We start from the raw sequence: 25,199 nt of genomic DNA, 5'->3' as shown, positions 1-25,199 counted from the left end.
GATGGCCGAGAGCGGACGGCTCGCCGAGGGCTTCGTTCCCGGGCGTCACCTCATCGACGCCTACGGGGCCGGGGGCTTCCGCTTCGCGGAGATGTCGCATCGCGGCTCGATCCTGGCGCTGCCCTCGGGCGTCCATGCCTGGGCGGTGAGCGAGGCGCGGGAGATCGACGCGGCGAGCCTCGCCCCGGTCTTCGCCGCCGCGGGCGAGATCGACCTCTTGCTGATCGGCACCGGGCCCGAGATCGTCTTCCTGCCCGACGCCCTGCGCCAGCGCCTCAAGGCCGCCGGCATCGGCCTCGACGCGATGCAGACCGGCGCGGCGGCGCGCACCTACAACATCCTGGCGGCCGAGAACCGCAAGGTCGCGGCAGCCCTCGTGGCGGTGCCGTGACCCCGGCGCGATGAGCGAGGCCCAGGAGACCCCGTTCCCGGCGACCCCGCTCCCGGCGACCCTGGCGCCGGCCTACGCGCATGCCGAGACGCTGGTGCGCGAGGGCGATCCGGACCGCTACGTCGCCACGCTGTTCGCGCCCGCGGCCAAGCGCCCGCACCTGTTCGCGCTCTACGCCTTCAGCCTGGAGGTGGCGCGGGTGCGCGACGCGGTGTCGAGCCCGATGCCCGGCGAGATCCGGCTGCAATGGTGGCGCGACGCGCTGCAGGGCGAGGCCCGGGGCGACGTGCGCGCGCACCCGGTCGCGGCGGCCCTCGACGACACCATCGTGCGCCACCGCCTGCCGCGCCAGCCCTTCGTCGACCTGATCGACGCCCGCCTCTTCGACCTCTACGACGACCCGATGCCCGCGACCGGCGACTTCGAGGGCTATTGCGGCGAGACCGCGTCGAGCCTGATCCGCCTCGCCTCCCTGGTGCTGGCGGACGGGGCCGAGCCGGGCGGCGCGGACGCGGCGGGCCATGCGGGCGTCGCCTACGCCACCACCGGCCTGTTGCGGGCGCTGCCGCTCCACGCCCGGCGCGGACAGGTCTATCTGCCGGCCGACGCGCTCGCCGCCCACGGGGTCACCCGCGAGGACATCGTGTCGGGCCGCGGCGGCCCCGGCCTTCGGGGGGCCTGCGCCGACCTGCGGGCGCTCGCCCGGCGCCACCTCGCGGCCTTCGCGCAGGCGCGCCCCGGCCCGACGCCGGCGGCGCGCCCGGCCTTCCTGCCGACGGCCCTGGTGGAGGATTACCTGCGCGCGATGGAGCGCCCGGACTACGACCCGCTGCAGAGCCTCGTGGCGATGCCGCGCTGGCGCCGGGTGTGGCGGCTGTGGCGGGCGGCGCGGCGGCTCTGAGGCGACCCGCGCGGCCCGGCCGGTCGGGCGACTGCGCGTGCGGGACCACGGGCTCGCGCATCGTCTCTCGGCAGTCAGAAAATCCTGCCGCTACAATCACTTCTAGCCAATTCTATAGGGCACGGGGATCCCCTCTCCCGTGCGGGAGAGGGGATCCCCGTGCCCCACGTGGCAGGGGCATATCAAACAACACGGACAAGTCCCGCCGCGCGCCGCCGCCCGTTACGCCAGCAGCCCCTTGCGCCGCCCGAGCCACAGCGTGCCGGCCGCGCCCGCGAACATCGCGAGGCCGAACACCCAGCCCGAGAGCGCGCCCGCCATGATGCCGGAGAGCAGCGTGCCCACGCTGCAGCCGAGACCCGTCATCGCGCCCCAGCCGAGCAGCACGCCGCCGAAAAGGCCGCGCAGCGCCTGTCCGGACGTCGGCCGGACCGGGCGGAACTGGCCGGCCGCCAGCGCGGCCGCGAAGGACGCCAGCACGAGGCCGGCGATGAACGAGCCGTTCGGGGTCAGCACCGCGTCGCGCACGGCGGTGGCGCAGCCCCGGAAGGTGTCGAGCCCTTCGAGGCGGTCGGGCAGGAGGCCGGTGGCGCCCGCGACCTGCCGCGCCCGCCCGCCGATCTCCGCGGTCACGCCGAGAGGGCCCACCCGCAGGTAGGCGACGGTGCCGATCGCCCCGACCGCGAGCCCGCCGAGCCAGACCGGCCAGCGCCCGGTGAAGACCGCCCGCAGCGGATCGGACCGGGTGCGCGGCCCGGCCGCCCACTCCGGCGCGGGCAGCCGGTGCAGCAGCGGCCAGGCGAGGGCGGCGAGCAGCCCCAGCGCCAGGGCGAGGCTGCCCGCGTAGCCGAGATGGCGCGGCAGCCAGACCACCGGCGCCTCGGACACGCTCGCGAGGTAGAGGGGGTTCCAGGTCGCGAAGCCGAGGACGAAGCCGAGCGCCGTGCCGGCGAGCGCGAAGGGCGCGGTCGGCGAGCCCTCGCCGAGGCGGTAGAGATGGGCGCTGATGCAGGAGCCGGACACCGCCATGCCCGCCCCGAACACCGCGCCCGCCAGGACGAGCACCGGCCCCACCGGACCCACATGCGCGTCCGGCGGCAGGCGGGTCCCGGACGGATCGGGCATCCAGGCCCCGAGAACGACCGCATAGCCGGCCGCGCCGGCCGCGAGCGCCGCCAGGATGCCGAGCAGGCCGCGCGGATCGCCGCCGACGAGGAGGTCGCGCCACTGGCAGTAGAAGCAGAAGCGGCTGCGCTGCAGCACGAAGCCGAACAGGGCGCCGAAGGCGAGGGAGAGAGACAGCCGCGTGCCGCCGGGCTGCCCCGAGAGCCACCAGGCCCAGGCGGCGAGACCGCCCGCGACCGCGAGAGCCGTCAGGACGCGCAGGGGCGCCCGCCCGGCCGTTTCGGCGGACGCCCGACCCTGCGGGAGCGGCGCGCTCCGCTCCGCGATCGAACCAATCACTTGCCCGCTCACTTGCCCGGCCACTTGCCCGGCCACTTGCCCGCTCACTTGGCGGGTCACTTGCCGCCCCAGACCGTCCCGGCGAGGTTGACCACCGGCACGCCCACCGCGTTGCCGTACTCGGTCCAAGACCCGTCGTAGTTCCGGGTCTGGTAGCCGAGGATGCGGCTCAGCACGAACCAGGAATGGCTGGAGCGCTCCCCGATGCGGCAGGAGGTGATGATCGGCTTCGTGCCGTCGATGCCGGCCGCCGCGTAGAGCGCCTTCAGTTCGGCCGGGGGCTTGATCGTCCCGTCCGCGTTGACGGCCTTGCCCCAGGGCACGTTGACCGAACCCGGGATGTGGCCGGCGCGGATCGCGAGCTCCTGCACGCCGGGCGGTGCGATGACCTTGCCGCTGAACTCGTCGGGCGAGCGGATGTCGAGGATCTGCTCGTCACGCTCCTTGCGGGCCACCGCCAGCACGTCGCCGAAGCGGGCGCGCAGGGCCGGCGAGGGGGCGGGCGCGGTGAAGGCCGAGGCGGCCACCTCGGTGGTGCGCGTATCGAGGGGCCGTTTCTCGGCCTCCCACTTCCTGCGCCCGCCATCGAGGAGCTTGACGTTGTCCACGAGCCCGTACTGCGCCAGGACCCAGGCGCCCCAGGCCGCGAACCAGTTGTTGTTGTCGCCGTAGAGCACCACGGTCGTGTCGCGGTCGATGCCGAGGCGGCGCGCCAGGGCAGTGAACTTGTCCGGCCCGGCGATGTCGCGGCTGACCGTCTCGACGAGGTCGGTGTGCCAGACGACGTTCTGCGCGCCCGGGATGTGGCCGCGCTCGAACACGCCGGGCTCGACGCTGACCTCGACGATGCGCAGGGCCTTGGCGTCGAGGTTCTTCTCCAGCCACTCGGTGGAGACGAGGGGGCTCGCCGTCGGGTCGGTCTTGGCCGCGGCGGCGCCCGGGCGCGCCGGCTCCTGCGAGGCGGCCCCGGTCAGGGGCAGGAGCCCGGCCAGGGGCAGGAGGACGCCCGCGGTGATCGCGAGCAGGCGGGTGGGGAGGCGCGGCACGGGACAGGCTCCAACAGCACTCGGCACGGTTGCCGGGCCGGCAGCCGCGGATGCACTGCCGCCTCGCCGGAACCATCATGGGATTGATCGACTTCCATCACCGAAACCTCACCCGAATACCGGACCTATCCACGACGGAACTGATGGAATTGGGCAGAAGCGATCGGCTTGAGCTGAATGGTATTAGGGCAGTCAAGTCGAGGTCAAGAAAATCCCTTTTCCTTTTTCGCCCGCCCTGAGCATGAATCCGTCTTCCCGCCGGCACGATCGCATGGAGGACTATCTTCGCCCCTGAAACGTGAGTGCGGCGGGCCCGTTCGCCTTCGCGCCGCGAGAGACCCTGTGCCGCCCCTCCGTGCACAGCGCGTCGGCGGAGCCGTCTTGAGCCCGGGTCCGCAGCATGGTCTACCTCCCCGCCGCCGCCGGGGCCGCCCGGCTCCCCACTCGCCCGAACGGATGCGCACGATGAGGCTCAGGCAGGGGCTCCGAACCGGGACGGTCGTCTGGGTCGCGCTGGCCGGTCTGATCCCGGCCGTGCAGGCAGCCGAGCCCGACGCGCCCGTGCGCGAGGCCTACCGCGTAACCGTGCGCACCCTCGCGTCGACCGGTCCGGGGGTCCAGCCGCCGTGGCGGCCGCCGCACCGGGACAAGCTGTTCAGCCGCAGCCTCGCGTCCCTGCTGGCGCGGGACGACCGCTTCCAGGAGGAGAGCGGCGACATCGGCCACCTCGACGCGGATCCCTTCATCAGCGGCCAGGACGGCGAGGTGAAGAATCTGCGCGTCGCCGTCACCGCCGGGCCGGCGGACGGGCGCGCCGAGGTCGCGGCCCGCTTCGTGAGCTTCGCGCAGCCCGTGACCGTGCGCTTCCGGATGGTCGAGGAAGGCGGCGCGTGGCGGATCGACGACATCGTCAACCGCCTGGAGGGCAAGGACCTGTCGGTGCGCCAAGCCCTCTCGCGGCCCTACGCCTGCGGGAGCTTCATGGGCAAGCCCTGCCGACGCTGACGGGGCCTATTCCGCCGCCGCGGGCAGGCCCGGCTCGCCGAGCCAGGCCGAGAGATCGGCCCGCGCCCGGTCGGTGAGCGCCCGCTTCTTCGCCTGCGCCTTCTCGGTCCCGCGCAGGCGCTTGCCGTCCGGCGCCTTCGGGGCGCGGTCGAGGGGCGGGAAGAGCCCGAAATTCACGTTCATCGGCTGGAAGGAGCGGGGCGCGCCCGCCTCCTCGGCCGTGACGTGCCCGCCCGTGATGTGGGCGATGAGCGCGCCGAGCGCGGTGGTCGGGGGCAGGGGCGGCAGGCTGCGGCCCTGGCGCTCGGCGGCGGCGAAGCGGCCGGCCATCAGGCCCACCGCCGCGCTCTCGACGTAGCCCTCGCAGCCGGTGATCTGCCCGGCGAAGCGCAGGCGCGGCGCGGCCCGCAGCCGCAGGGTGGCGTCGAGGAGCCGGGGCGAATCGAGGTAGGTGTTGCGGTGCAGGCCCCCGAGGCGGGCGAACTCGGCCCGCTCCAGGCCCGGGATGGTGCGGAAGATCCGCACCTGCTCGGCGTGCCGCAGCTTCGTCTGGAAGCCCACCATGTTGTAGAGCGTGCCGAGCGCGTTGTCCTGGCGCAGCTGCACGATCGCGTAGGCCTTGACGGTGGGGTTGTGCGGGTTGGTGAGGCCGAAGGGCTTCATCGGCCCGTGGCGCAGGGTCTCGGGGCCGCGCTCGGCCATGACCTCGATCGGCAGGCAGCCGTCGAAATACGGGGTCGAGGCCTCCCAGTCCTTGAACGCCGTGGCCTCGCCCGCGACCAGCGCCGCCACGAAGGCCGCGTACTGCTCCCGGTCGAGGGGGCAGTTGATGTAGTCGGCCCCGGTGCCGCCGGGACCCGCCTTGTCGTAGCGCGACTGGAACCACGCGACGTCCATGTCGATGGACTCGCGGTGCACGATGGGGGCGATGGCGTCGAAGAAGGCCAGGGATTCCGCCCCGGTGAGGCCGCGGATGCCCTCGGCGAGGCCGGGCGCCGTGAGCGGGCCGGTCGCCACGATCACGCTGTCCCAGGCGGCGGGCGGCAGGCCGTCGATCTCCTCGCGCACCACCGTCACCCGGGGATGGGCGGCGAGCGCCGCGGTGACGGCCCGGCTGAAGCCGTCGCGGTCGACCGCGAGCGCGCCCCCCGCCGGCACTTGGTTGGCGTCGCCCGCCCGCATGATGAGCGAGCCGAGGCGGCGCATCTCCTGGTGCAGCAGGCCGACCGCGTTCTGCTCGGCATCGTCCGAGCGGAAGGAGTTCGAGCAGACGAGTTCGGCGAGGCCCTCGGTGCGGTGCGCCTCGGTGGCGCGCAGCGGGCGCATCTCGTGCAGCACGACCGGCAGGCCGGCCTCGGCGATCTGCCACGCCGCCTCGGACCCGGCGAGGCCGCCGCCGACGACGTGGATGGGGTTCGATCCGGACATGCTCCCGCATATCGGATGCGTGCCCTGCGAATCAACGCACCCCGTGACACGCGAACGCCCGCCGGAGCGGCGGGCGGGCGAGGCGACGGGCGTCGGGAGCCCGGCGGAGGGGTGGCTTACGCCGCGTGGCCGCGGGCGACGCCGCGGATGTCGTAGCGGCTGATGCCGAGATCCTCGAGCTCGCGGTCGGTCAGACGCGACAGTTCGAGGACGGTCTCGCGGTAGCGCAGGTAGGAGCGGAGCTTGCTCAGGATGAGCGACACGAACATGGAACTTGACCTCTCGGTGGGCGGGCGGTGCCGCTTCGACCGGCACCGGCGCCCATTTCTGTTGCAACGCAACATATGGGGTCGCGGCCGAGCCTGAGGAGTCGGAAGTTCGTAAGCCAGCCATGCACAAGAAGCATGCAGCGAGCAAGAATTCGTCAACCTGATGCGCTGCTCGCAGAAGCGGCAGCCTGCATTATGCTGCAGCGCAACGCGACGGCCGGGCGAATCAGTGCAGGCGGGGGGTGATCAGGAAGCGCTCGCGGTCGGCGGACTGGACCGTGAGGCCGAAGGTCCGGCCGTCCCGCCGCACCGTGAGGGGAACCGGGACGCCGGCCTCCCCGAGCGACCAGATCTGCCGGAAGAAGCCGGCGAGGCCGGGCACGGGCGCGCCGGCCACCGCCAGGAGCGTGTCGCCCGCCTGCAGGTCCGCGGCCGCGGCCGGCCCGCGGCTGGCGAGCCCCATGACCACGACCTCGTCGTCGATCTCGGTGGCGTAGAGGCCGAGCCAGGGCCGCGGCGGGCGGGCGGCGCGCCCGCGGGTGACGAGATCGGGCAGGATCGGCTTCAGGAGGTCGATCGGCACCAGCATGTTGATCGCCCGCGCGTCCGCCCCGCTCTGCTGCAATTGCAGCGAGCCAATGCCGAGGAGGTCGCCCGCCGGCCCGACCAGCGCGGCGCCGCCCCAGTGCGGATGCGAGGGCGCGGTGAAGATCGCGTCGTCGAGCACGTATTCCCAGTAGCCGGCGAATTCCTGGCGGGCGACGATGCGGGCCGCGACCGCGCGGTGGCGCCCGCCCGCACCCGCCACCACGGCGGCGTCGCCCACGGCCAAGTCGGCCGCGGTGCCGAGCGTCAGCGCCGGCAGGTCGAGCCGCCCGAGGGCCTGGACGAGGCCGAACCCGGTCGCGGCGTCGAACCCGACCACGTGGCCCTGGATGCTGCGCCCGTCCTGGGTGGTGAGCCAGACGGTCTCGGCCTCGGTGACGAGGTAGCCGATGGTGAGCACGAGGCCGTCGGCGCCGATCACCACGCCGTTGCCGGCCCGCTCGGTGCCGAGCGCCTCGGCCGTGAAGGCGGCGTCCGGCACCCGGGCCGAGAGGGCGACGACAGCGGTGAGGGCGCGATCGAGATCGTAGGCGTAGTCGGCGGGCCGCGGCTGGGCCGCGCTCGGAATCTTCCATTCGCCGGACGACGCCATCCGTGGCCTCCTCGCGCCCGCCGCACGGGCATTCCGTCGTTATAGGTCGCGCGCGGCGAAGCAACACCCACGCCCGGCACGGGGCCGGCGGCCGGACAAACGATAGCCGCCCGGCGCGGGGCCGAGCGGTCAGACAAACGAAAAGCCGCCCGGCACGAGGCCGGGCGGTCAGACATAAGAAAGCCGCCCGGCACGAGGCCGGGCGGTCAGACATAAGAAAGCCGCCCGGCACGAGGCCGGGCGGCGTGGCGGACGAGGCCGGCGCGCGGGGCGCCGGGCTCGCGTCTCAGTACTTGCGGATGATCGGGGCCGGCGGCGGCGGCGGCGCGGCCGCGGCGACCGTGTAGAGCGGCACCACGACGCGGCCCCACACCTCGGTGTTCTCGGAGCGCGGAACCGCCGTCACGACGTCGCGGGCGGCGTAGATCTGAGCCGTGAAGGGCCCGAAATCGTAGCCGATGAGACCGCCGAGGGCGAAGCGGCCGCGGTTGCCGAAGGCGAGGCTGCGGAAGCTCGTGTCGAAGTTGTAGGTGCCGTAGCCGATCGCACCGATCTCGAACTTGCCGAACTTCTTGGTGGCCGTCAGGTCGAGGTTCAGCGAGTCGGAGATGATGAACGGCCCGCGGGTGATGCCGAAGCCCGGGACGTTCGGGCCGGGGAACCTGGCCGGCGAGTCGTAGATGTTGGCCGTCAGGTTGGCGGTGATGTTCCAGCCGTCGCCGGTGTAGCTGCCCGCGATGCCGAAGCGGTAGGTGTTCGAGGCGAGCTGGCCCAGGACCGGAGCGCCGACGAAGTTGCCGGAATTGTTGACCAGCACGCCGCGGTCGCCGTTCAGCTCGTTGAGGTAGACACCGCCGAGCAAGCTGACGCCGAAGTTGCTGCCGAGGTCGAACGCCCAGATGCCGCCCACGAAGGTGCCGACGTTGATCGACAGATCACGGATGCCGGCGGGACCGCCGCGCTTGCCGAACGCGAACACGGTCGGCGGGGCGAGGGCGAGCTCGAACCGGCCGCCGGCGACCACGAGCGGGGTCGACCAGACCAGGACCGGGACGTTCACGCCCACATCCACCGGCAGGGCGCCCGGGCCGAGATCCGGGGTCTGGCGATAGACGAAGGTGTTGATCGCGTAGAGACCTTCGGGCAGCGGCGCGCCGACCGCCAGACCGACCTGCTCGCCCGGCACCGTGGTGGTTTGCGCGTACGATGCCGTCGCCGTGACGCTCAGTGTAAGAGCAGCCGCCCCCGCGGCGAGCCAATTCTTGACCATTACGATTTCCTTCCCGCCGGTGCAGGCTGAACTCCAGCCGCCTCGCGCATCTCGTCGACATTGCCCGCTTGTCGTCTGTAGGCTTGCGTCGGCGTTGCTTCGAGCGCCCCTCAGCCCCGACACAGTCTGAACGATTCGAAGTTTTGTACAGCTACGCTCAGAACGCCAGCGGAATGCCCGTCGCGCGGGCAGAAGCGCCACAAGCGTTGCGGAAAAGTCGCAATTCCGTCACACGCGGGGCGGGTTCGATTGAAGAGCGCTCCCGCCCGATTGGTCGAAACACCGGCGCTGTGCGCTGCGGGAGCCGTGATTTCGGCAAGTACTCGCGCGCTTCACGGGCGATTTGCGCCGGTTCAACGGCGGCGAGCAGTCCCGGGGCGCGGAGCGCCCGGGGAGGGCCTACTCGGCGGCCTGCTTGCCGGGCCGGGCGGCGGGCCGGCGGGCCAGCACCTCGCGCAGGAATCGGCCGGTGTGGCTGGCCTTGGCGCGGGCGATGGCCTCGGGCGTGCCCTGCGCCACCACGGTGCCGCCGCCGTCGCCGCCCTCAGGCCCCATGTCGATCACCCAGTCGGCGGTCTTGATGACCTCCAGGTTGTGCTCGATCACCACCACCGTGTTGCCCTGGTCCACGAGTTCGTGGAGCACCTCCATCAGCTTGGCGACGTCGTGGAAGTGCAGGCCCGTCGTCGGCTCATCGAGGATGTAGAGGGTGCGCCCGGTGGCGCGCTTGGCCAGCTCCTTGGACAGCTTCACGCGCTGCGCCTCGCCGCCCGACAGGGTCGTCGCCTGCTGACCGACATGGACGTAGCCGAGGCCCACGCGCGCGAGCGTCTCCAGCTTCTCGCGGATCGCCGGCACCGCCTTGAACAGGTCGGCGGCCTCCTCGACGGTCATGTCGAGCACGTCGGCGATGGAGCGCTCGCGGTACTTCACCTCCAGGGTCTCGCGGTCGTAGCGCTTGCCCTTGCAGACGTCGCAGGTCACGTAGACGTCCGGCAGGAAGTGCATCTCGATCTTGATCACGCCGTCGCCGGAGCAGGCCTCGCAGCGCCCGCCCTTGACGTTGAACGAGAAGCGCCCGGGCTGGTAGCCGCGGGCCTTGGCCTCGGGCAGCCCCGCGAACCAGTCGCGGATCGGCGTGAAGGCGCCGATATAGGTGGCCGGGTTCGAGCGCGGGGTGCGCCCGATCGGCGACTGGTCGATGTCGATGACCTTGTCGAGGAATTCCAGGCCCTCGATCCGGTCGAACGGGGAGGGGTGCTCCAGCGCGCCGTTGAGCTTGCGCGCCACCGCCTTGTAGAGCGTGTCGATGACGAGGGTCGACTTGCCGCCCCCCGACACCCCGGTCACGCAGGTGAAGGTGCCGAGCGGGATCTCGGCGGTCACGTCCTTGAGGTTGTTGCCGCGCGCGCCGACGAGGCGGAGCATCTTCTCCTTGCGGATCTTGCGCCGGCCGGTCGGCATGCGCACCGAGAGCTCCCCCGTGAGGTACTTGGCGGTAAGGGAGTTCGGGTCGGCGAGGAGCTGCTGCGGCGTGCCCTTGGCGACGATCTCGCCGCCGTGGATCCCGGCGCCCGGCCCGACATCGACCACGTAGTCGGCCTGGAGGATCGCGTCCTCGTCGTGCTCGACCACGATCACCGAGTTGCCGAGGTCGCGCAGCCGCTTGAGGGTGCCGAGCAGGCGCTCGTTGTCGCGCTGGTGCAGGCCGATCGAGGGCTCGTCGAGGACGTAGAGCACGCCGGTGAGCCCCGAGCCGATCTGCGAGGCGAGGCGGATGCGCTGGCTCTCGCCGCCCGACAGCGACCCCGAGCCGCGGGCGAGCGTGAGGTATTCGAGGCCGACGTCGATCAGGAAGGTGAGGCGGTCGCGGATCTCCTTGAGGATGCGGACCGCGATCTCGTTCTGCTTCGGCGTGAGGGCCTCGGGGAGGTCGGTGAACCAGCGCTGCGCGTCGCGGACGGCGAGCGCCGCCACGTCGGCGACGTCGTGGCCCGCCACCTTCACGGCGAGCGCCTCGGGCTTGAGCCGCTTGCCGCCGCAGGCGTGGCAGGGCGTCTCGGCCATGAAGCGGGCGATGTCCTCACGGGCCTGATCGCTCTCGGTCTCGCGGTAGCGCCGCTCCATGTTCGGCACCACGCCCTCGAAGGGCTTGGTGACCTCGTAGGCGCGCAGCCCGTCGTTGTAGGCGAAGCGGATCGCGTCGCCGCCGGAGCCGAACAGCACCACCTGGCGCGCCGCCGCCGTGAGCTTGCCCCAGGGCAGGTCGGTGCGGAAGCGGTAGTGGCGGGCGAGCGCGTCGAGGGTCTGACCGTAATAGGGCGAGGTCGACTTCGCCCAGGGCGCGATGGCGCCGCGGTCGAGGCTCAGCGCCTCGTCGGCGATGACCAGCGTCGGGTCGATGCGCATCTCGTGCCCGATGCCGCCGCAGGTCGGGCAGGCGCCGAACGGGTTGTTGAACGAGAACAGCCGCGGCTCGATCTCGGGGATCGTGAAGCCCGAGACCGGGCAGGCGAAGCGCGACGAGAAGGTGATCCGCTCGGGCGCCGCGCCCTCGGGGGCGTCCGCCAGCTCGATCACCGCGATGCCGTCCGCGAGCTCGAGCGCGGTCTCGAAGGAATCGGCCAGCCGCGAGGCCATGTCGGGCCGCACCACGATGCGGTCCACCACCACGTCGATGTCGTGCTTGAGCTTCTTGTCGAGCTTGGGCGCGTCGTCGATCGGGTAGTACTCGCCGTCGATGCGCAGCCGCTGGAAGCCGCGGCGCTGATACTCGGCGATCTCCTTGCGGTACTCGCCCTTGCGCCCGCGCACCACCGGCGCCAGCAGGTAGGCGCGGGTCTTCTCCGGCAGCGCCAGCACGCGGTCGACCATCTGCGAGACGGTCTGGCTCTCGATCGGCAAGCCAGTGGCGGGGGAGTACGGGATGCCGACCCGCGCCCACAGCAGGCGCATGTAGTCGTAGATCTCCGTGACGGTGCCGACCGTCGAGCGCGGATTCTTGGAGGTGGTCTTCTGCTCGATGGAGATGGCGGGCGACAGACCGTCGATCTGGTCGACGTCGGGCTTCGACATCATCTCCAGGAACTGGCGGGCGTAGGCCGAGAGCGACTCGACGTAGCGGCGCTGCCCCTCCGCGTAGATGGTGTCGAAGGCGAGCGACGACTTGCCCGAGCCCGACAGCCCGGTGAAGACCACGAGCTTGTCGCGCGGGATCACGAGGTCGACGTTCTTCAGGTTGTGCTCGCGCGCGCCGCGCACCGCGATGACGCGGCCCTCGGCCGCATGGTCGAACATCGTGTCGAGAGGGGCCATGCCGGGGCTCGAAGCGGGTCATGCGGCGGGGAGGGCGCCCGGACCGGTCGATCGCCGAGGCTGCACGATCCGGGCCGGAGGGCACCGCTGGGAAGGAGGGCCGGAGGATTCTCCGGAATCATCCCTCGGCGCCGAGTGCTAGAACAAAATACGTACAGCGGCAACAGCCGGCGGGCCGGGCGGGCGGCGCAAATCGTCCCGGTCTGCCCCCGGCGCATGCGAAAGGCCCCGATCCGCCTCCGCGCACGCTCTTGCCGCTCCGCGAAGGGCGGGGGTAGAACAGCGCCGGGAACGAGGCGCGCCAAGGACTTGTGCGGCCCGTTCCGGCCCGACATGAGGAACACGAGCGCCGCATGGCCATCGATGCCGAACTTCTCCTCGACCGACGCTCCCTGCGCCGGAAGCTGTCCTTCTGGCGCGTCCTCGGGATCGGGGCGCTGATCGTCGCGGTGGGCGCGGTCGGCTGGCGCGCCGCGGGCGGCGGCCGGTTCGTCGCCGTCACGCCGCAGATCGCCCGCATCAGCATCGACGGCTTCATCGCGGGCAGCGAGAAGACCCGCGATCTGATGAAGCGGGTCGGCGAGTCCCGGGCGGTCTCCGGGGTGATCGTCTCGATCAACTCGCCGGGCGGCACCACCACGGGCTCCGAAGAACTCTTCCGCAACCTGCGCCAGCTCGCCGAGAAGAAGCCGGTCGTCGCCTTCGTGGACGGCACCGCGGCCTCGGGCGCCTACATCACGGCGCTCGCCGCCGACCACATCGTGGCGCGCGAGACCGCCCTCGTCGGCTCGATCGGCGTGCTGTTCCAGTACCCCGACCTGTCGGGCCTGCTCGACAAGGTCGGCGTGCGGGTCGAGGAGGTGAAGTCCTCGCCCCTCAAGGCCGAGCCGAGCGCGTTCCACCCGACCTCGCCGGAGGCGCGGGCCGCGCTCCAGGCGATCGTCGGCGACACCTTCTCGTGGTTCAAGACCCTCGTGGCCGAGCGGCGGCGGATGACGCCCGAGCAGATCGGCACGGTGGCGGACGGGCGGGTGTTCAGCGGGCGCCAGAGCGTCGCGCTGAAGCTCGTCGACGAGACCGGCGGCGAACGGCAGGCGGTGGCGTGGCTGGAGCGCGAGAAGAACGTCGCCAAGGACCTGCCGATCCGGGACTGGAAGCCGCGCAACGACAGCCGCTTCGACCTGTTCTCGGCGGCCTCGCTCCTCGGCTTGGACGACGCCTCCCTGCGCGTCGCCTCCGAGGAGGCGGCCGCGCTCGCCCGCGGCGGCCTTCTGGCGCTCTGGCGTCCGGGCACGGCCTCTCCCCGCTGAGCCCCTGCCGCGCCTCCCCGCGCTCGCCGAGCCGCCTCGACCCGAAGATTCCCGCCGAGACACCCGCCCGAGATCGCCCGCCATGATCAAGTCCGAGCTCGTCCTCAGGATCGCCGAGCAGAACCCCCACCTCTACCAGCGCGACGTCGAGAACATCGTCAACGCCATCCTCGACACGATCGGGGACGCGCTCGCCCGCGGCGACCGGGTGGAGCTGCGGGGGTTCGGCGCCTTCTCGGTGAAGCGGCGCGAGGCGAGGCGCGGGCGCAACCCGCGCACCGGCGCCGCGGTGGCGGTGGCCGAGAAGGCGATCCCGGTGTTCAAGACCGGCAAGGAGATGCGCCTGCGCCTCAACGAGGCCGGCATCGGCGCCGACGAGCCGGTGGCCGCCCAGGCCTCGTGACCCCGCGCCTAGCCGCCCCGGCCGGGGCGGGCTCGCGCGGCGCGCACGCCGAGACGTGTTCGCCGAGACTCGTTCGCCGGGGCCGCCGCCCTAGATCTCCCGCCACCCCGTATCCGCCGAGCCGTCCGATGATCCGCTTCCTCAAGGGCCTGATCCTCCTTCCCGTCGCGATCGTGGTGGTGCTGCTCGCGGTGGCCAACCGCCAGCCCGTCACGGTGTCGTTCGATCCCTTCTCGCAGGGGGCGCCGGCCTTCAGCCTCACGCTCCCGCTCTACGCGCTCGCCTTCGCGGCGGTGGCGCTCGGCATCCTGATCGGCGGCTGCGGCGCGTGGCTCGGCCAGGAACCCAACCGCCGCGAGCGCCGCCTGCGCGGGCGCGAGATCGACCGGCTGCGCGCCGAGAGCGACCGCCTGCGCAACGCCGCCTCCCTGGACCGGCCGGCCGCCCTGCCGGCGCCCACAGGCCGCGTCTGAGCCGGTGCGGATCGTCTCCGCCGCGGAGATCGACGCGGCCCTCACGCCCGACGCGATGGTGGCGGCCCTCGACGCCGCCTTCCGGGCGGAGGTCGCCACGCCCCCGCGCCACCTCCACACGCTCCCGGACCCGGCGGGCGACGCGACCCTGCTGATCATGCCGGCCTGGGACGCCGACCACATCGGCGTGAAGGTGATGGGCCTGCACCCCGGCAACGCGGCGCGGGGCCTCGCCACCTTCCAGGGCGGTTTCCTGCTGAGCGAGCGGGCGACCGGCCGGCCGCTGGCGCTCCTCGACGCGCCCCATCTCACGCTCTGGCGCACCGCGGGCGCCTCGGCGCTGGCCGCGCGCCACCTCGCCCGGCCCGACAGCGCGCGCCTGCTGATGGTCGGGGCGGGGGCGCTCGCGCCCTTCATGGTGCGGGCGCACCGGGCCGAGCGTCCGATCCGCGAGGTCGCGGTCTGGAACCACCGCCCGGCCTCCGCGGAGGCGCTGAGCCGGCGCCTGACCGCCGAGGGCATCGCGGCGCGCCCGGTCGCGGACCTGGAGGCGGCGGTGCGGGAGGCCGACATAGTCTGCTGCGCCACCCTGTCCGACCGGCCGCTGGTGCAGGGCGCGTGGCTCTCCCCCGGCACCCATCTCGATCTCGTCGGCTCCTTCACGCCGCGGATGCGCGAGGCCGACGACGCGGCGCTCGCCCGGGCGGCGCTCTACGTCGACGGGCCGGACGCGCTCACCAAGGGCGGCGACGTGGCGCTCGCGCTCGCCGCGGGCGCGCTCGCGCGCGAGGCGATCCGCGGCGACCTCGCGGATCTCTGCCGCGGGCGGGTCTCCGGCCGGACCGACCCTGCGGCGATCACCGCCTTCAAGTCGGTGGGGGCGGCGATCGAGGATCTCGCCGCCGCCGCGGCCGTGTGGCGCCACCTCCCGCCGCAGGCCTGAAGCCGCGCACGCCCCTGGCCGATACCCCTCCTCAGCTTGTCGGAGCAGGGCGTTCATGCCACCTTCCGCACGGCCGAGGCGGAGGGATCCCGATGAGCGAGCCGGACACCCGCCGGGCCGGCCCCCTGGCCCTCGCCGCCCCGGAGCCCGAGCCGGACCTGACGGGCGCGCTGATCGCCGAGAACGCCGCCCTGCGCCGCGAGATCGCGGCCCTGCAGGGGGCGCTCGCCGAGCGGGACGCTTTTCTCACCAGCGTCGCGCACGAGTTGCGCAACCCGATGACGCCGATCCTCGGCCAGGTCGAGCGGCTGCTCGCCGCCGCCGAGGGGACTTGCCAGCCGGCGCCGCGGCTCGTGCAGGGCCTCGCGCGCCTCAAATGGCTCGTCGACCGCTACATCCGCCGGGCGACCACGATCCTCGACGTCTCGCGCGCCCAGGCCGGGCGCCTCGTCCTCGACCGCGTCCCGGTGCACTTCGCGGAGGTGGCGCAGGAGGTGGTCGCGGGGCTGGAGCCGCTCGCGGCGCATGCCGGCAGCGCCATCGCGGTGCGGGTGCCCGACGACCTCGTGCTCTCCTGCGAGCGCGTGGCCCTCGACCAGATCCTCGACAACCTCGTGACCAATGCGATCAAGTACGGCGACGGCCGGCCGATCCTCGTCGAGGCCGCCCGGGAGGGAGGGGCCGGCGTGATCCGGGTGATCGACCAGGGCATCGGCATCGCACCGTGCGACCACGAGCGCGTCTTCGCGCGCTTCGAGCAGGCGGATCTGCCGGAGGCCGAGAGCCGCACCGGCTTCGGGGTCGGCCTGTGGCTGGTGCGCCGCCTCGCCGAGGCGATGGACGGGGGCGTGACCGTGCGGAGCGGGACTGGTGAAGGATCAACCTTCACGGTAACTCTCCCCCTGCATCACTGAAGAACGATCGAGAGTACGATGACGGGGTCGGGACCGGGTACGGAGCGGGTCGCCTACGGCGGCCTCGAGCGGGTCGCGACGGGGATCGCGGGACTCGACGAGATCCTGGGCGGCGGCCTTTTTCAGGGCGGGGTCTACATCGTCCAGGGCACGCCGGGCAGCGGCAAGACCATCTTCGCCAACCAGATCTGCCACACCCACGCGGCCGGGGGCGGGCGGGCGCTCTACGTCACCCTGCTGGCGGAGAGCCACGCGCGCATGCTCGGGCACATCGCGCCGCTGGGCTTCTTCGATGCCGGCGTGATCCCCGACCGCCTGACCTATCTCAGCGCCTTCCGCACCCTGCAGGACGAGGGCTTGGCCGGCCTGCTCACCCTGCTGCGCCGGGAGATCGGCGAGAGCGAGGCGAGCCTCCTCGTCCTCGACGGCGTGATGGCGGCGGAGGAGACGGCCGGCTCGACCCTGGAGTTCAAGAAGTTCATCCACGAGCTCCAGACCCAGGCCGGCGCGAACGGCGCGACGGTGCTGCTCCTCACCAGCGCCTCGGCCGGCGCCCCGATGGCGGCGGCCGAGCACACGATGGTGGACGGCCTGATCGAATTGTCGAACCGGCTGTGCGGACGCCGGGCCGAGCGCGACCTCGACGTGCGCAAGTTCCGCGGCAGCGGCTTCCTGCGCGGGCGCCACGCCTTCCGCATCACGGATAGCGGCATCGTGGTGTTTCCCCGCACGGAGGCGCGCTTCCGGGAGCCGAGCCGGCGCGACCACGTCGCGGGCGCGCACGTGCCGCTCGGGATCCCGGCCCTCGACGGCATGCTCGGCGGCGGCCTGCCGCGGCACTCGACCACGATGCTCGCGGGGCCGGCCGGCATCGGCAAGACCACGCTCGGGCTACAGTTCCTCGGCGGCGACCCCGACGATGCGGGCTTGCTGGTGGGCCTCCACGAGAGCGAGGCGGCGCTGAGGGCCAAGGCGAAGGCGCTGAACCTGCCGGTCGCCGCCATGATGGAGACCGGGCAGGTCGAGGTGCTGTGGCATCCCGCCACCGAGGGGCTGATCGACGAGGTCTGCCACCGTCTGATCGCCGCGGTGAGGAACCGGCGGGTGCGGCGCGTGTTCATCGACGGTCTCGACGGCCTGAGGCGCCTCACCCCGGACGAGGACCGCATCGTGCGCGTCTTCGCCGCCCTGACGGCCGAGCTGAGAGCGCTGGACGTGACGGGGATGTACACGGTGGAGACCGATCTCTACGGGCTGGCATCGGGCCTGCCTCTCGGCGGCGTCTCTCTCCAGGGCGCCTCCGGGATCGCCGAGAACATCCTGCTCCTGCGCTTCGTCGAACTCCGGTCGGATCTCCACCGCATGATCTCGGTCATCAAGGCGCGCGACAGCGTCATCGACCAGCGCCTGCGCTGCTTCCGCATCGAGAGCGGGGGCCTCACCGTCGAGGACGGACCGGAACGCGCCGAGGCGATCCTGGCCCAGCTCCGGCACCTGCCATCCGGTCGAGGCGGGGAGTGAGCGGGTGGCGACGGTGCTCATCGTGGACGACGAGTTCGGCATCGCCGAATTGCTGGAATCGGTCCTCTCCGACGAGGGGCACACGGTGTTCACTGCGGCGAACGGCCGGCACGGGCTCCAGCGCATGGCCGAGGCGGTCCCGCACCTGATCGTGCTCGACTTCATGATGCCGGTGATGGACGGGCCGGCGATGCTGCGCGCGCTGCAGGCCGAGGCGGCGACCCGGGAGATCCCGGTCGTGATGATGAGCTCGATGCCCGAGGAAGCGGTCCGGGCGCGCTGCGACGGCTACGCGGTCTTCCTGCGCAAGCCCTTCCGGCTGAAGGAAGCCCGGGCGGCCGTGGCGGCGGCGCTCGACGGGGCGGGCCACCCCGGCTGAGCCGGGACCGGTTCGCTCACCCCGCGATCGGCCGGGTCCAGGGCAGGGACACCTCCGCCCGGGTGCCCGGCGGCGTCCGGTCCCAGGTGAGCGTGCCGGCCAGTTGCCGCGTCATCATCGCCACCACCGCGAGGCCGAGGGCATCCGGCGGCGCCCCGGTGGCGTCGAGGCCGACCCCGTCGTCCTCCACCGACAGGACGAGACGGTCCTCCCGCCGCCCGGCGGCGATCCGCACCCGGCCCGGCCGGCCGTCCGGGAAGGCGTGGCGCACCGCGTTGGTGGCGAGTTCGTGCACGAGAAGCGCGAGGGGCGCCGCCTTGTCGGCCGCCACCGCCACCGGCTCGACCTCGACGGACAGCGCGATGCGCCCGGGATCGAGCTCGGCCGCGAGTTCGTCGGCGAGATCCGCCGCGAAGGCCCGCAGGTCGAAATGGCCGGCATCCTCGCCCTCCTGGAGCAGGCGCTGAACGGCCGCGAGCGCGCCGACCCGCTCGGCCACGCGGTCGAGGGCGGTGCGGCAGGTCGGATCCTCGGTGCGGCGGGCCTTGAGCAGCACCAGGGAGGCGATGACCTGGAGGGTGTTCTTGGCCCGGTGATCGACCTCGTGCAGCCGGGCGGTCGCCCGGTCGAGGGCGGCCTGCAGCGCCGCCCGCCCGGTCTCCAGCTCCTCCACGACCGCGACGGCGTAACGGCCCCCCGAGGCCATCCGCACGGGGCTCAGCCGGACGGCGACCGGGACCGCGGTCCCGTCCTTGCGGTAGGCCAGGATCTCGGCCGACGCGGCGTCGCCGCGGGCGAGTGCCGCGCGGAGGCGGGCGAGGGCCACGTGGTCCGTCCCGGGCCCCTGCAGCACCTGCAGGTCGCGGCCCACCACCTCCTCGGGGCCGTAGCCGGTGAGGCGGCAGAAGGCGGCATTGGCGAACTGGATCGGCTGGTCGGCCAGGCCGGCCTCCGCGAGCAGCAGGGGAACGTCGCCGGCCTGGAAGGCGGCCGCGAACACGGCATCGGGCTCGGCCCCGCCGAGCCGCGGATCGGCCGCCCGGCCGAGCCGCTTGCCGGAGATCTTGGTCGACCGGCGGGCTGCCCCGGCCATCGTCCCTCGCTGTGCTCCGCGGACTGGCCGAGATCCCGGCACCGGATACGGTCCGATCGCGTCCAAACCAGCCGACAAGATGACGACGGCGAGTATTTCACGAACGGATGCAAACCATCAACCATTGTTTTAGAACTTAAAACGCTCAAACTGTGGAGAATTTTCGCTCGCGACCGGCCCGCTGCCTAACCTGCGTTAACCGGGAGCGAACCATCATGCGGCCTCACTCGTCCGGTGCTATGCGCCCGGACCATCGCGAGGAACGACCACCCATGACCGTCGGCTGGCTGGAGGGCACCAAGCGCACGCTGCGCGACGTCGCGCAGGACCGGCGCATGGCGCTGATGCTGCTCCTCGGCTTCGGCGCCGGGCTGCCGATCCTGCTGGTCTTCGCGACGCTGTCGGCGTGGCTGCGCACGGCGGGGATCAACCGCGTCGACATCGGGCTGCTCAGCTACGTCTCCCTCGCCTACACGCTGAAGTTCCTCTGGGCGCCGGTGATCGACCGCTTCGACCTGCCGGTGCTGGCGCGGTGGCTCGGGCGGCGGCGGGCCTGGATGCTGGCGGCCCAGATCCTGGTGGCGGGCGGCCTCATCGCGATGAGTTTCGGCGACCCGTCGCGCTCGCTCAGCTACATGGTGGTCTGCGCGCTGACGATCGCCTTCGCGTCGGCGACGCAGGACATCGTGGTGGACGGCTGGCGCATCGATTCCGCGCCCGCCGAGCGCCAGGGCATGATGCTGGCCGCCTACCAGCTCGGCTACAGCCTCGCGCGGATCTGCGCGGGGGCGGGCGCGCTCTACGTGGCCGACGCCTTCGGCTGGACGCCCGCCTACGCGACGATGGCGGCCCTGATGCTGATCGCGATGGCGGGCTGCCTCGCCGCCCCGAAGGTCGAGGCCGTGGATCCGCCCGCGGGCCGCGGCTGGCGGGTGGCGGCCCGCGAGGCGGTGATCGACCCCTTCTCGGACCTGATGCGCCGCAAGGGGCTCGGCCTCGTGCTGATCCTCGCGCTGATCACGCTCTACCGCCTGCCCGACTTCGTCTCGGGCGTGATGGCGAACCCGCTCTACATCGACATGAAGTTCACGCTCTCGGAGATCGCCACGGTCTCGAAGGTCTACGGCGTCTGGATCGGCATCGCCGGGGCCTTCGCGGGCGGCATCGCGGTGAGCCGCATCGGCCTCCACGCCGCGCTGCTCGTGGGCGGCATCGCGGCGGCGGCCTCGAACCTGATGTTCGCGTGGCTCGCGCTCGCCGGCCACGACCTGCCGCTCCTCGTCGCCAGCATCAGCATCGACAACTTCGCGGGCGCCTTCGCGGGCACCGCCTTGATCGCCTACATGTCGAGCCTGACCTCGCCGGCCTTCGCGGCGACGCAGTACGCGCTGCTCTCCTCGCTCTACGCGCTGCCCGGCAAGTTCGTGGGCGGGCTCTCGGGCTTCGCCGTCGAGGCGATGGGCTACCCGGCCTTCTTCGTCGCCACCGCCGCGGTCGGCCTGCCGGTGGTGGGCCTGTGCCTCGCCCTGCGCCTGCTGCCGGAGGAGCGCCCGGCGCCCGACGCCGCACCCGCGGCGCTGCACGCGGACGGGATCGCCGCGCGGGCCTGACGCGTCAGCCGCGCGGGCGCCGACGGGCGCGTCGGCGCCGGAGGCTCAGATCGACCACGCGTCGAAGCCCGGCCCGCCCGTCGCGGGCGGCGGCTCGGGCGGCACCGGGCGCGGGCGGCGGTCCTGGTCGATCGCCACGAAGGTGAACAGGGCCTGCGTGACCTTGATGGTCTCCTCGCCCTCGCGGGCGCGCCGCCACGCCTCGATCTGGATGCGGATCGACGAGCGCCCGACCGCGACGATGCGGGCGTAGAGGCTGACCTCGTCCCCGACCGAGACCGGGTGCAGGAAGGTCATGCCCTCGACCGCGATGGTGGCGCAGCGCCCGCGCGACCGGCGGGCCGCGACGTTGCCGGCCGCCAGGTCCATCTGCGCCATCAGCCAGCCGCCGAAGATGTCGCCGGCCGGGTTGGTGTCGGCCGGCATCGCGATGGTGCGGATCACGGGGGCGCCCCAATCGGGCGTGGCGGGCGGGTCGCTGGTCATCGGGGCGGCCTGTATTTCGGTCGGTCCGCCCTTCGTAGCCGGCCCGCCCGCGCAGCCGCTACTGGACTTCCGCCCCGGACATGCGCTGGACGCCCTTTGCGCTGGACGCCCTTTGCGCCGGACGCCCTTGCGGAACCCGAGCCGGGCTCCCCAGCTTTTCAGGGATCGTATCGTCCCGCACGCACCGAGGTGCCCCCGTGACCGAGATCGTCGCCGCCGACACCGCGCTTCCCGTCCCGCCCCGCGCCCCGGAGCCGCTGAGCGAGGCGGACCGCGCGGCGCTGCGCCGGGCCGTCGCGGTGCTGGAGCGCCCGAGCCTCGCCGCCCGGCTCTCCGCCGTCGCGGGGGCGCCCCTCGACCTCATCGGCCGCGCCCTGCCCGACACGGTGAGCCAAGCGATCACCCAGGCCACCGAGACCGCCATGAAGGGCGCGCTCACCGTCGCGCTGGCGACCCTGCCGCGGCAGGCCGGGGAGGGGTCCGCGATCATTTCGGCCGCGGAGGCCGGGCGCCCGGGCCTGCGCGCGCGCGCCCTCGACCTCCTGGAGCGCTACCCGCCGGGCGATTTCGGCCACAAGGCGCTCGCCGCCGTCTCGGGGGCGGTCGGGGGCGCCTTCGGCCTCGCCACCATCGCGGTGGAACTGCCGGTCTCCACTACCCTGATGCTGCGCTCCATCGCCGAGATCGCCCAGCGCGAGGGCGAGGATCTGAGCCGGCCGGAGTCGGCTCTCGCCTGCATGCAGGTCTTCGCGCTGGGCGGGCGGGGCGGTCCCGAGGTGTCGGCGGCGACCGACAGCGGCTACTTCGCGGTGCGCGGCGCGCTGGCCAAGACCATGGCGGAGGTGACGCGCTACGCGGCGGGCCGCGGCCTCATCGACGAGAGCGCGCCCGTGCTGATGCGCTTCGCCGCGCAGATCGCCTCGCGCTTCGGCCTCGTCGTCTCGCAGAAGGTCGCCGCCCAGGCGGTGCCGGTGATCGGGGCGCTCGGCGGCGCGGCCGTCAACGCCACCTTCATGGACCACTTCCAGAGCATCGCCCGCGCCCACTTCACCGTGCGGCGCCTGGAGCGCGCCTACGGCAAGGAGGTGGTGCGGGAGGCCTACGAGGCGGAACGGGCGGCGCTGGTCGGGGAGGCGGCGCCTCAGGCGTAGCGCCGCTTCAGGAGCTCGTAGACCAGCCGCGCCGTCTGCACCTCGCCGCCCTCCGGCCGGCCGGGCTTCGTGCTCGGGTTCCAGCCGTAGAGGTCGAGATGCGCGTGGGCCCCGGCCTGCGGGGCGAAGCGGCGCAGAAAGAGGGCGGCCGTGATCGCGCCCGCGAAGGCCCCGCCGGAGACGTGGTTGATGTCCGCGATCTTGGAATCGAGCAGGCTCGCGTAGGGCGCCCAGAGCGGCATCCGCCAGACCGGATCGTTCACCGCTTGGCCCGCCTCGGCCATCGCGGCGGCGAGCGCGTCGTCCGCGGTGAACAGGGCCGGGAGGTCGGGGCCGAGCGCCACCCGGGCGGCCCCCGTCAGGGTCGCGAAGTCGATCACGAGGTCCGGGCTCTCCTCGTCGGCGAGCGCGAGCGCGTCGGCCAGGATCAGGCGCCCCTCCGCGTCGGTGTTGCCGATCTCGACCGAGAGGCCGCGGCGGCTGCGCAGCACGTCGCCCGGGCGGAAGGCGCTGCCCGAGATGGCGTTCTCGACGGCGGGCACGAGGACGCGCAGGCGCAGCCGCAGCCCCGCGCCCATCACCATCTCGGCGGCGGCGAGCGCGGCGGCGGCCCCCGCCATGTCCTTCTTCATCAGCAGCATCGCCGCGGAGGGCTTGATGTCGAGGCCCCCGGTGTCGAAGGCGACGCCCTTGCCGACGAGGGTCACCTTCGGGGCGGAGGCGTCGCCCCAGGTCAGGTCGATGAGCCGCGGCGCCCGCGCGGAGGCCCGGCCGACCGCGGCGATCATCGGGAAGCCGCGGTCGAGATCCTCGCCCGACACCACCGAGCAGGCCCCCCCCCAGCGCTCCGCGAGGCTGCGGGCGGCGGTCTCGATCTCGCCCGGCCCGAGATCGTTGGCCGGGGTGTTGACGAGGTCGCGGCCGGCCGCGACGGCGTCCGCGATGCGCCCGATCTCGGCCGCGTCCACGCCCTCCGGCGCGACCAACCGGGCGCCCGGCACCGGCCTGTCGCGGTAGCGCGCGAAGCGGTAGGCGGCGAGCCGCCAGCCGAGCGCCGCCAGCGCCGGGTCGGGCGGGGCGGCGGCGAACCGGTAGGCGCCCTCCGGCAGGAGGTCGACGAGCTTGGCCGGCGCGAAGCGGTCTCCGGCCGGGTCGATCCCGAAGAGCACGCCGGCCAGGGCGCCCGCGGCATCGGGCAGGAGGCAGTGGCTGCCGGGCTTGGCCGAAAAGCCGGTCGCCCGGGCGAAGGCCGCCGCGGGGGCGGGCAGGGTCTCGGCGAGCGCGGGCCAGCCGGCGGCCTCGACGCACCAGATCGGGATCGCGTGGGCGGCGTCGGCGGGCAGGAGGGCTGTCACGGCGGGCTCTTCCCTGGCTGAGCAGCTTTTGCCGCGACGGGCATCGGTCCGGCGGCAGAAAGCGATGCGGACACAAGACCCTCCGCCGGCCGGCCTGGGACAGGTCTGCCGAGGAGCGCGGCTTAACCCGCGGTTAGGGTTAACGCTCTACCACCACAGACGGCGCGGCGCGATGCGGGCCCGTCGGCCAGATCTCGGGGTGGAGCGGCGGATGAGTGCTGGGTTCGACGTGTCGCGGGCCGGACTGCGCCGCCTGCTGGCGGCCGGCGCGGTGGCGCTCCTCGCCTCGGGCTGCCTGTCGCGCTCGCCCACGACCACCGGCTCCATCGATGCGCGGGCGCAGGCCGCTCCCGACCGGCGCGACCTGGAGCGCCTGGGCACGCGCCACAACGCCAATCCGGGCGATGTCGGCACGGCCATCGCCTACGCGAACGCCCTGCGGCGCACCGAGCAGACGGCGCAGGCCGCTGCGGTGCTGCAGCAGGCGGCCCTGCGCAATCCCAAGAATCCGGCCGTGCTGGCGGCCTACGGCAAGACCCTGGCGGAGGCCGGGCGCTACGGCGAGGCGGCCGAGGTGCTGCAGAACGCGCACTCGCCCGCGAACCCGGACTGGCGGGTGCTCTCGGCCCAGGGCACGGTGGCCGACCAGATGGGCGATCACGCCCAGGCGCAGCGCTACTACGAGGCCGCGCTGAAGATCGTGCCGGGCGAGCCGACGATCCTGTCGAATCTCGGCCTGTCCTACGCGCTGGCCAAGCGCCTCGGCGACGCCGAGCGGGTGCTGCGGCAGGCCGCGGCCGATCCGCGGGCGGATGCGCGGGTGCGCCAGAACCTCGCCCTGGTGCTGGGGCTGGCGGGCCGCCCGGCGGAGGCCGAGGAGGTGATGCGCCGCGACCTCGGGGGCGAGGAGGCGGCCCGGAACGCCGCGGCGCTGCGGGCCTTCGTGGCGCAGCCGAACGCGTGGCAGGCGATCCGCTCAGCCGAGAAGCGCCGGCCCGGGGCCGAGGCGTCGCTCAGCGCGGGCGCCGCGCGACGCTGACGACGTTGGTCTCGCGGGCGGAGGCCCGCGGCTGGGCCGGCAGGAGATCGCGAACGGTCTTGACGATGGCGGACGCGTCCAGCCCCGCCTGCGCGTACATCCGCTCCGGCGTGTCGTGGTCTTGGTACACGTCCGGCAGCGTCAGCGTCCGCACCCGCACCCGACCCTCGTCCAGCACGCCCCGCGCCGACAGGCAGTGCAGCACCATCGCACCGAACCCCCCCGTCGAGCCTTC

General features: G+C 73.2%; 23 protein-coding genes and 1 pseudogene. 13 read left to right on the top strand and 11 right to left on the bottom strand.

The window, feature by feature from the left end:
- The first annotated feature begins 1 nt into the window (after window position 1).
- The gene (locus ACKUB9_RS18795) at window positions 2-391 is read left to right on the top strand and encodes an Mth938-like domain-containing protein (RefSeq protein ID WP_407525350.1); all 390 of its coding nucleotides are present in this window, start codon (window positions 2-4) and stop codon (window positions 389-391) included.
- 10 nt (window positions 392-401) lie between these two features.
- Complete coding sequence (locus tag ACKUB9_RS18790) at window positions 402-1,292, top strand: phytoene/squalene synthase family protein (protein WP_407525348.1); 891 nt, start codon at window positions 402-404, stop codon at window positions 1,290-1,292.
- A 222-nt stretch (window positions 1,293-1,514) separates the two neighbouring features.
- On the opposite strand, the gene ACKUB9_RS18785 is transcribed toward ACKUB9_RS18790, so the two are convergent.
- Both ACKUB9_RS18785 and ACKUB9_RS18780 read right to left on the bottom strand, forming a co-directional pair.
- Window positions 1,515-2,756: a YeeE/YedE family protein gene (locus tag ACKUB9_RS18785; RefSeq protein WP_407525346.1), complete on the bottom strand. Its 1,242-nt coding sequence runs from the start codon at window positions 2,754-2,756 to the stop codon at window positions 1,515-1,517.
- A 56-nt stretch (window positions 2,757-2,812) separates the two neighbouring features.
- On the bottom strand, window positions 2,813-3,730 hold the full coding sequence (locus ACKUB9_RS18780) for a sulfurtransferase (protein ID WP_407525566.1): 918 nt from the start codon (window positions 3,728-3,730) through the stop codon (window positions 2,813-2,815).
- 537 nt (window positions 3,731-4,267) lie between these two features.
- Between ACKUB9_RS18780 and ACKUB9_RS18775 the strand changes: the two genes are divergently transcribed.
- Window positions 4,268-4,807, top strand: a complete 540-nt coding sequence (locus tag ACKUB9_RS18775; RefSeq protein ID WP_407525343.1) for a DUF3828 domain-containing protein — start codon at window positions 4,268-4,270, stop codon at window positions 4,805-4,807.
- 6 nt (window positions 4,808-4,813) lie between these two features.
- Here the strand turns inward: ACKUB9_RS18775 and trmFO are convergent, their stop codons facing one another.
- The 5 genes from trmFO to uvrA all read right to left on the bottom strand — a co-directional run bounded on the left by trmFO (window position 4,814) and on the right by uvrA (window position 12,287).
- Complete coding sequence (gene trmFO / locus ACKUB9_RS18770) at window positions 4,814-6,235, bottom strand: methylenetetrahydrofolate--tRNA-(uracil(54)-C(5))-methyltransferase (FADH(2)-oxidizing) TrmFO (protein WP_407525340.1); 1,422 nt, start codon at window positions 6,233-6,235, stop codon at window positions 4,814-4,816.
- A gap of 116 nt (window positions 6,236-6,351) precedes the next feature.
- The gene (locus ACKUB9_RS18765) at window positions 6,352-6,504 is read right to left on the bottom strand and encodes a DUF1127 domain-containing protein (RefSeq protein WP_407525337.1); all 153 of its coding nucleotides are present in this window, start codon (window positions 6,502-6,504) and stop codon (window positions 6,352-6,354) included.
- A 226-nt stretch (window positions 6,505-6,730) separates the two neighbouring features.
- Entirely contained in the window at window positions 6,731-7,702 is a 972-nt protein-coding gene (locus ACKUB9_RS18760) for a S1C family serine protease (RefSeq protein WP_407525335.1), read from the bottom strand.
- A gap of 286 nt (window positions 7,703-7,988) precedes the next feature.
- On the bottom strand, window positions 7,989-8,972 hold the full coding sequence (locus tag ACKUB9_RS18755; RefSeq protein WP_407525332.1) for a transporter family protein: 984 nt from the start codon (window positions 8,970-8,972) through the stop codon (window positions 7,989-7,991).
- A gap of 399 nt (window positions 8,973-9,371) precedes the next feature.
- Complete coding sequence (gene uvrA, locus ACKUB9_RS18750) at window positions 9,372-12,287, bottom strand: excinuclease ABC subunit UvrA (protein WP_407525329.1); 2,916 nt, start codon at window positions 12,285-12,287, stop codon at window positions 9,372-9,374.
- 353 nt (window positions 12,288-12,640) lie between these two features.
- On the opposite strand from uvrA, the gene sppA reads away from it, so the two are divergent.
- From sppA to ACKUB9_RS18715, 7 genes are all read left to right on the top strand, one after another.
- Window positions 12,641-13,597, top strand: a complete 957-nt coding sequence (gene sppA, locus ACKUB9_RS18745) for a signal peptide peptidase SppA (protein ID WP_407525326.1) — start codon at window positions 12,641-12,643, stop codon at window positions 13,595-13,597.
- A gap of 82 nt (window positions 13,598-13,679) precedes the next feature.
- Complete coding sequence (ihfB, locus tag ACKUB9_RS18740; protein WP_407525324.1) at window positions 13,680-14,000, top strand: integration host factor subunit beta; 321 nt, start codon at window positions 13,680-13,682, stop codon at window positions 13,998-14,000.
- 128 nt (window positions 14,001-14,128) lie between these two features.
- Window positions 14,129-14,473, top strand: a complete 345-nt coding sequence (locus tag ACKUB9_RS18735; RefSeq protein ID WP_407525321.1) for a DUF1049 domain-containing protein — start codon at window positions 14,129-14,131, stop codon at window positions 14,471-14,473.
- A gap of 4 nt (window positions 14,474-14,477) precedes the next feature.
- Window positions 14,478-15,416 carry a bifunctional Delta(1)-pyrroline-2-carboxylate/Delta(1)-piperideine-2-carboxylate reductase gene (gene lhpI / locus ACKUB9_RS18730; protein ID WP_407525318.1) on the top strand — a complete coding sequence of 313 codons (939 nt, stop codon included), beginning with the start codon at window positions 14,478-14,480 and terminating at the stop codon, window positions 15,414-15,416.
- Window positions 15,417-15,508: 92 nt separating this feature from the next.
- Complete coding sequence (locus ACKUB9_RS18725) at window positions 15,509-16,330, top strand: sensor histidine kinase (RefSeq protein ID WP_407525315.1); 822 nt, start codon at window positions 15,509-15,511, stop codon at window positions 16,328-16,330.
- An 18-nt stretch (window positions 16,331-16,348) separates the two neighbouring features.
- A complete protein-coding gene (locus ACKUB9_RS18720) occupies window positions 16,349-17,851 on the top strand; it encodes an RAD55 family ATPase (protein ID WP_407525313.1) in 1,503 nt (500 codons plus the stop codon).
- A 4-nt stretch (window positions 17,852-17,855) separates the two neighbouring features.
- The gene (locus tag ACKUB9_RS18715) at window positions 17,856-18,230 is read left to right on the top strand and encodes a response regulator (RefSeq protein WP_407525310.1); all 375 of its coding nucleotides are present in this window, start codon (window positions 17,856-17,858) and stop codon (window positions 18,228-18,230) included.
- A 16-nt stretch (window positions 18,231-18,246) separates the two neighbouring features.
- Here ACKUB9_RS18715 and ACKUB9_RS18710 read toward each other — a convergent pair whose 3' ends face one another.
- Window positions 18,247-19,323, bottom strand: a complete 1,077-nt coding sequence (locus ACKUB9_RS18710; protein ID WP_407525307.1) for a sensor histidine kinase — start codon at window positions 19,321-19,323, stop codon at window positions 18,247-18,249.
- Between the two features lie 272 nt (window positions 19,324-19,595).
- Between ACKUB9_RS18710 and ACKUB9_RS18705 the strand changes: the two genes are divergently transcribed.
- Window positions 19,596-20,933, top strand: a complete 1,338-nt coding sequence (locus ACKUB9_RS18705; protein ID WP_407525305.1) for an AmpG family muropeptide MFS transporter — start codon at window positions 19,596-19,598, stop codon at window positions 20,931-20,933.
- Window positions 20,934-20,978: 45 nt separating this feature from the next.
- Here ACKUB9_RS18705 and ACKUB9_RS18700 read toward each other — a convergent pair whose 3' ends face one another.
- The gene (locus tag ACKUB9_RS18700; protein WP_407525302.1) at window positions 20,979-21,419 is read right to left on the bottom strand and encodes an acyl-CoA thioesterase; all 441 of its coding nucleotides are present in this window, start codon (window positions 21,417-21,419) and stop codon (window positions 20,979-20,981) included.
- Window positions 21,420-21,616: 197 nt separating this feature from the next.
- On the opposite strand from ACKUB9_RS18700, the gene ACKUB9_RS18695 reads away from it, so the two are divergent.
- Entirely contained in the window at window positions 21,617-22,570 is a 954-nt protein-coding gene (locus ACKUB9_RS18695; protein ID WP_407525299.1) for an EcsC family protein, read from the top strand.
- Here the strand turns inward: ACKUB9_RS18695 and ACKUB9_RS18690 are convergent.
- Complete coding sequence (locus ACKUB9_RS18690) at window positions 22,561-23,925, bottom strand: leucyl aminopeptidase family protein (protein ID WP_407525297.1); 1,365 nt, start codon at window positions 23,923-23,925, stop codon at window positions 22,561-22,563. The two genes, ACKUB9_RS18695 and ACKUB9_RS18690, sit on opposite strands and share 10 nt — an antisense overlap.
- Window positions 23,926-24,136: 211 nt before the next feature.
- On the opposite strand from ACKUB9_RS18690, the gene ACKUB9_RS18685 reads away from it, so the two are divergent.
- Window positions 24,137-24,964, top strand: coding sequence for a tetratricopeptide repeat protein (locus ACKUB9_RS18685; protein WP_407525294.1), 828 nt, complete (start codon window positions 24,137-24,139; stop codon window positions 24,962-24,964).
- Here ACKUB9_RS18685 and ACKUB9_RS18680 read toward each other — a convergent pair.
- Window positions 24,939-25,199 (bottom strand): annotated as a pseudogene (locus ACKUB9_RS18680) (1-deoxy-D-xylulose-5-phosphate synthase); the annotation flags it as partial. The gene ACKUB9_RS18685 and the pseudogene ACKUB9_RS18680 sit on opposite strands and share 26 nt — an antisense overlap.

The organism is Methylobacterium oryzisoli, assembly GCF_046557895.1.
GTDB classification, from domain to species: domain Bacteria; phylum Pseudomonadota; class Alphaproteobacteria; order Rhizobiales; family Beijerinckiaceae; genus Methylobacterium; species Methylobacterium oryzisoli.
This window is presented reverse-complemented; position numbering and strand designations above follow the sequence as displayed.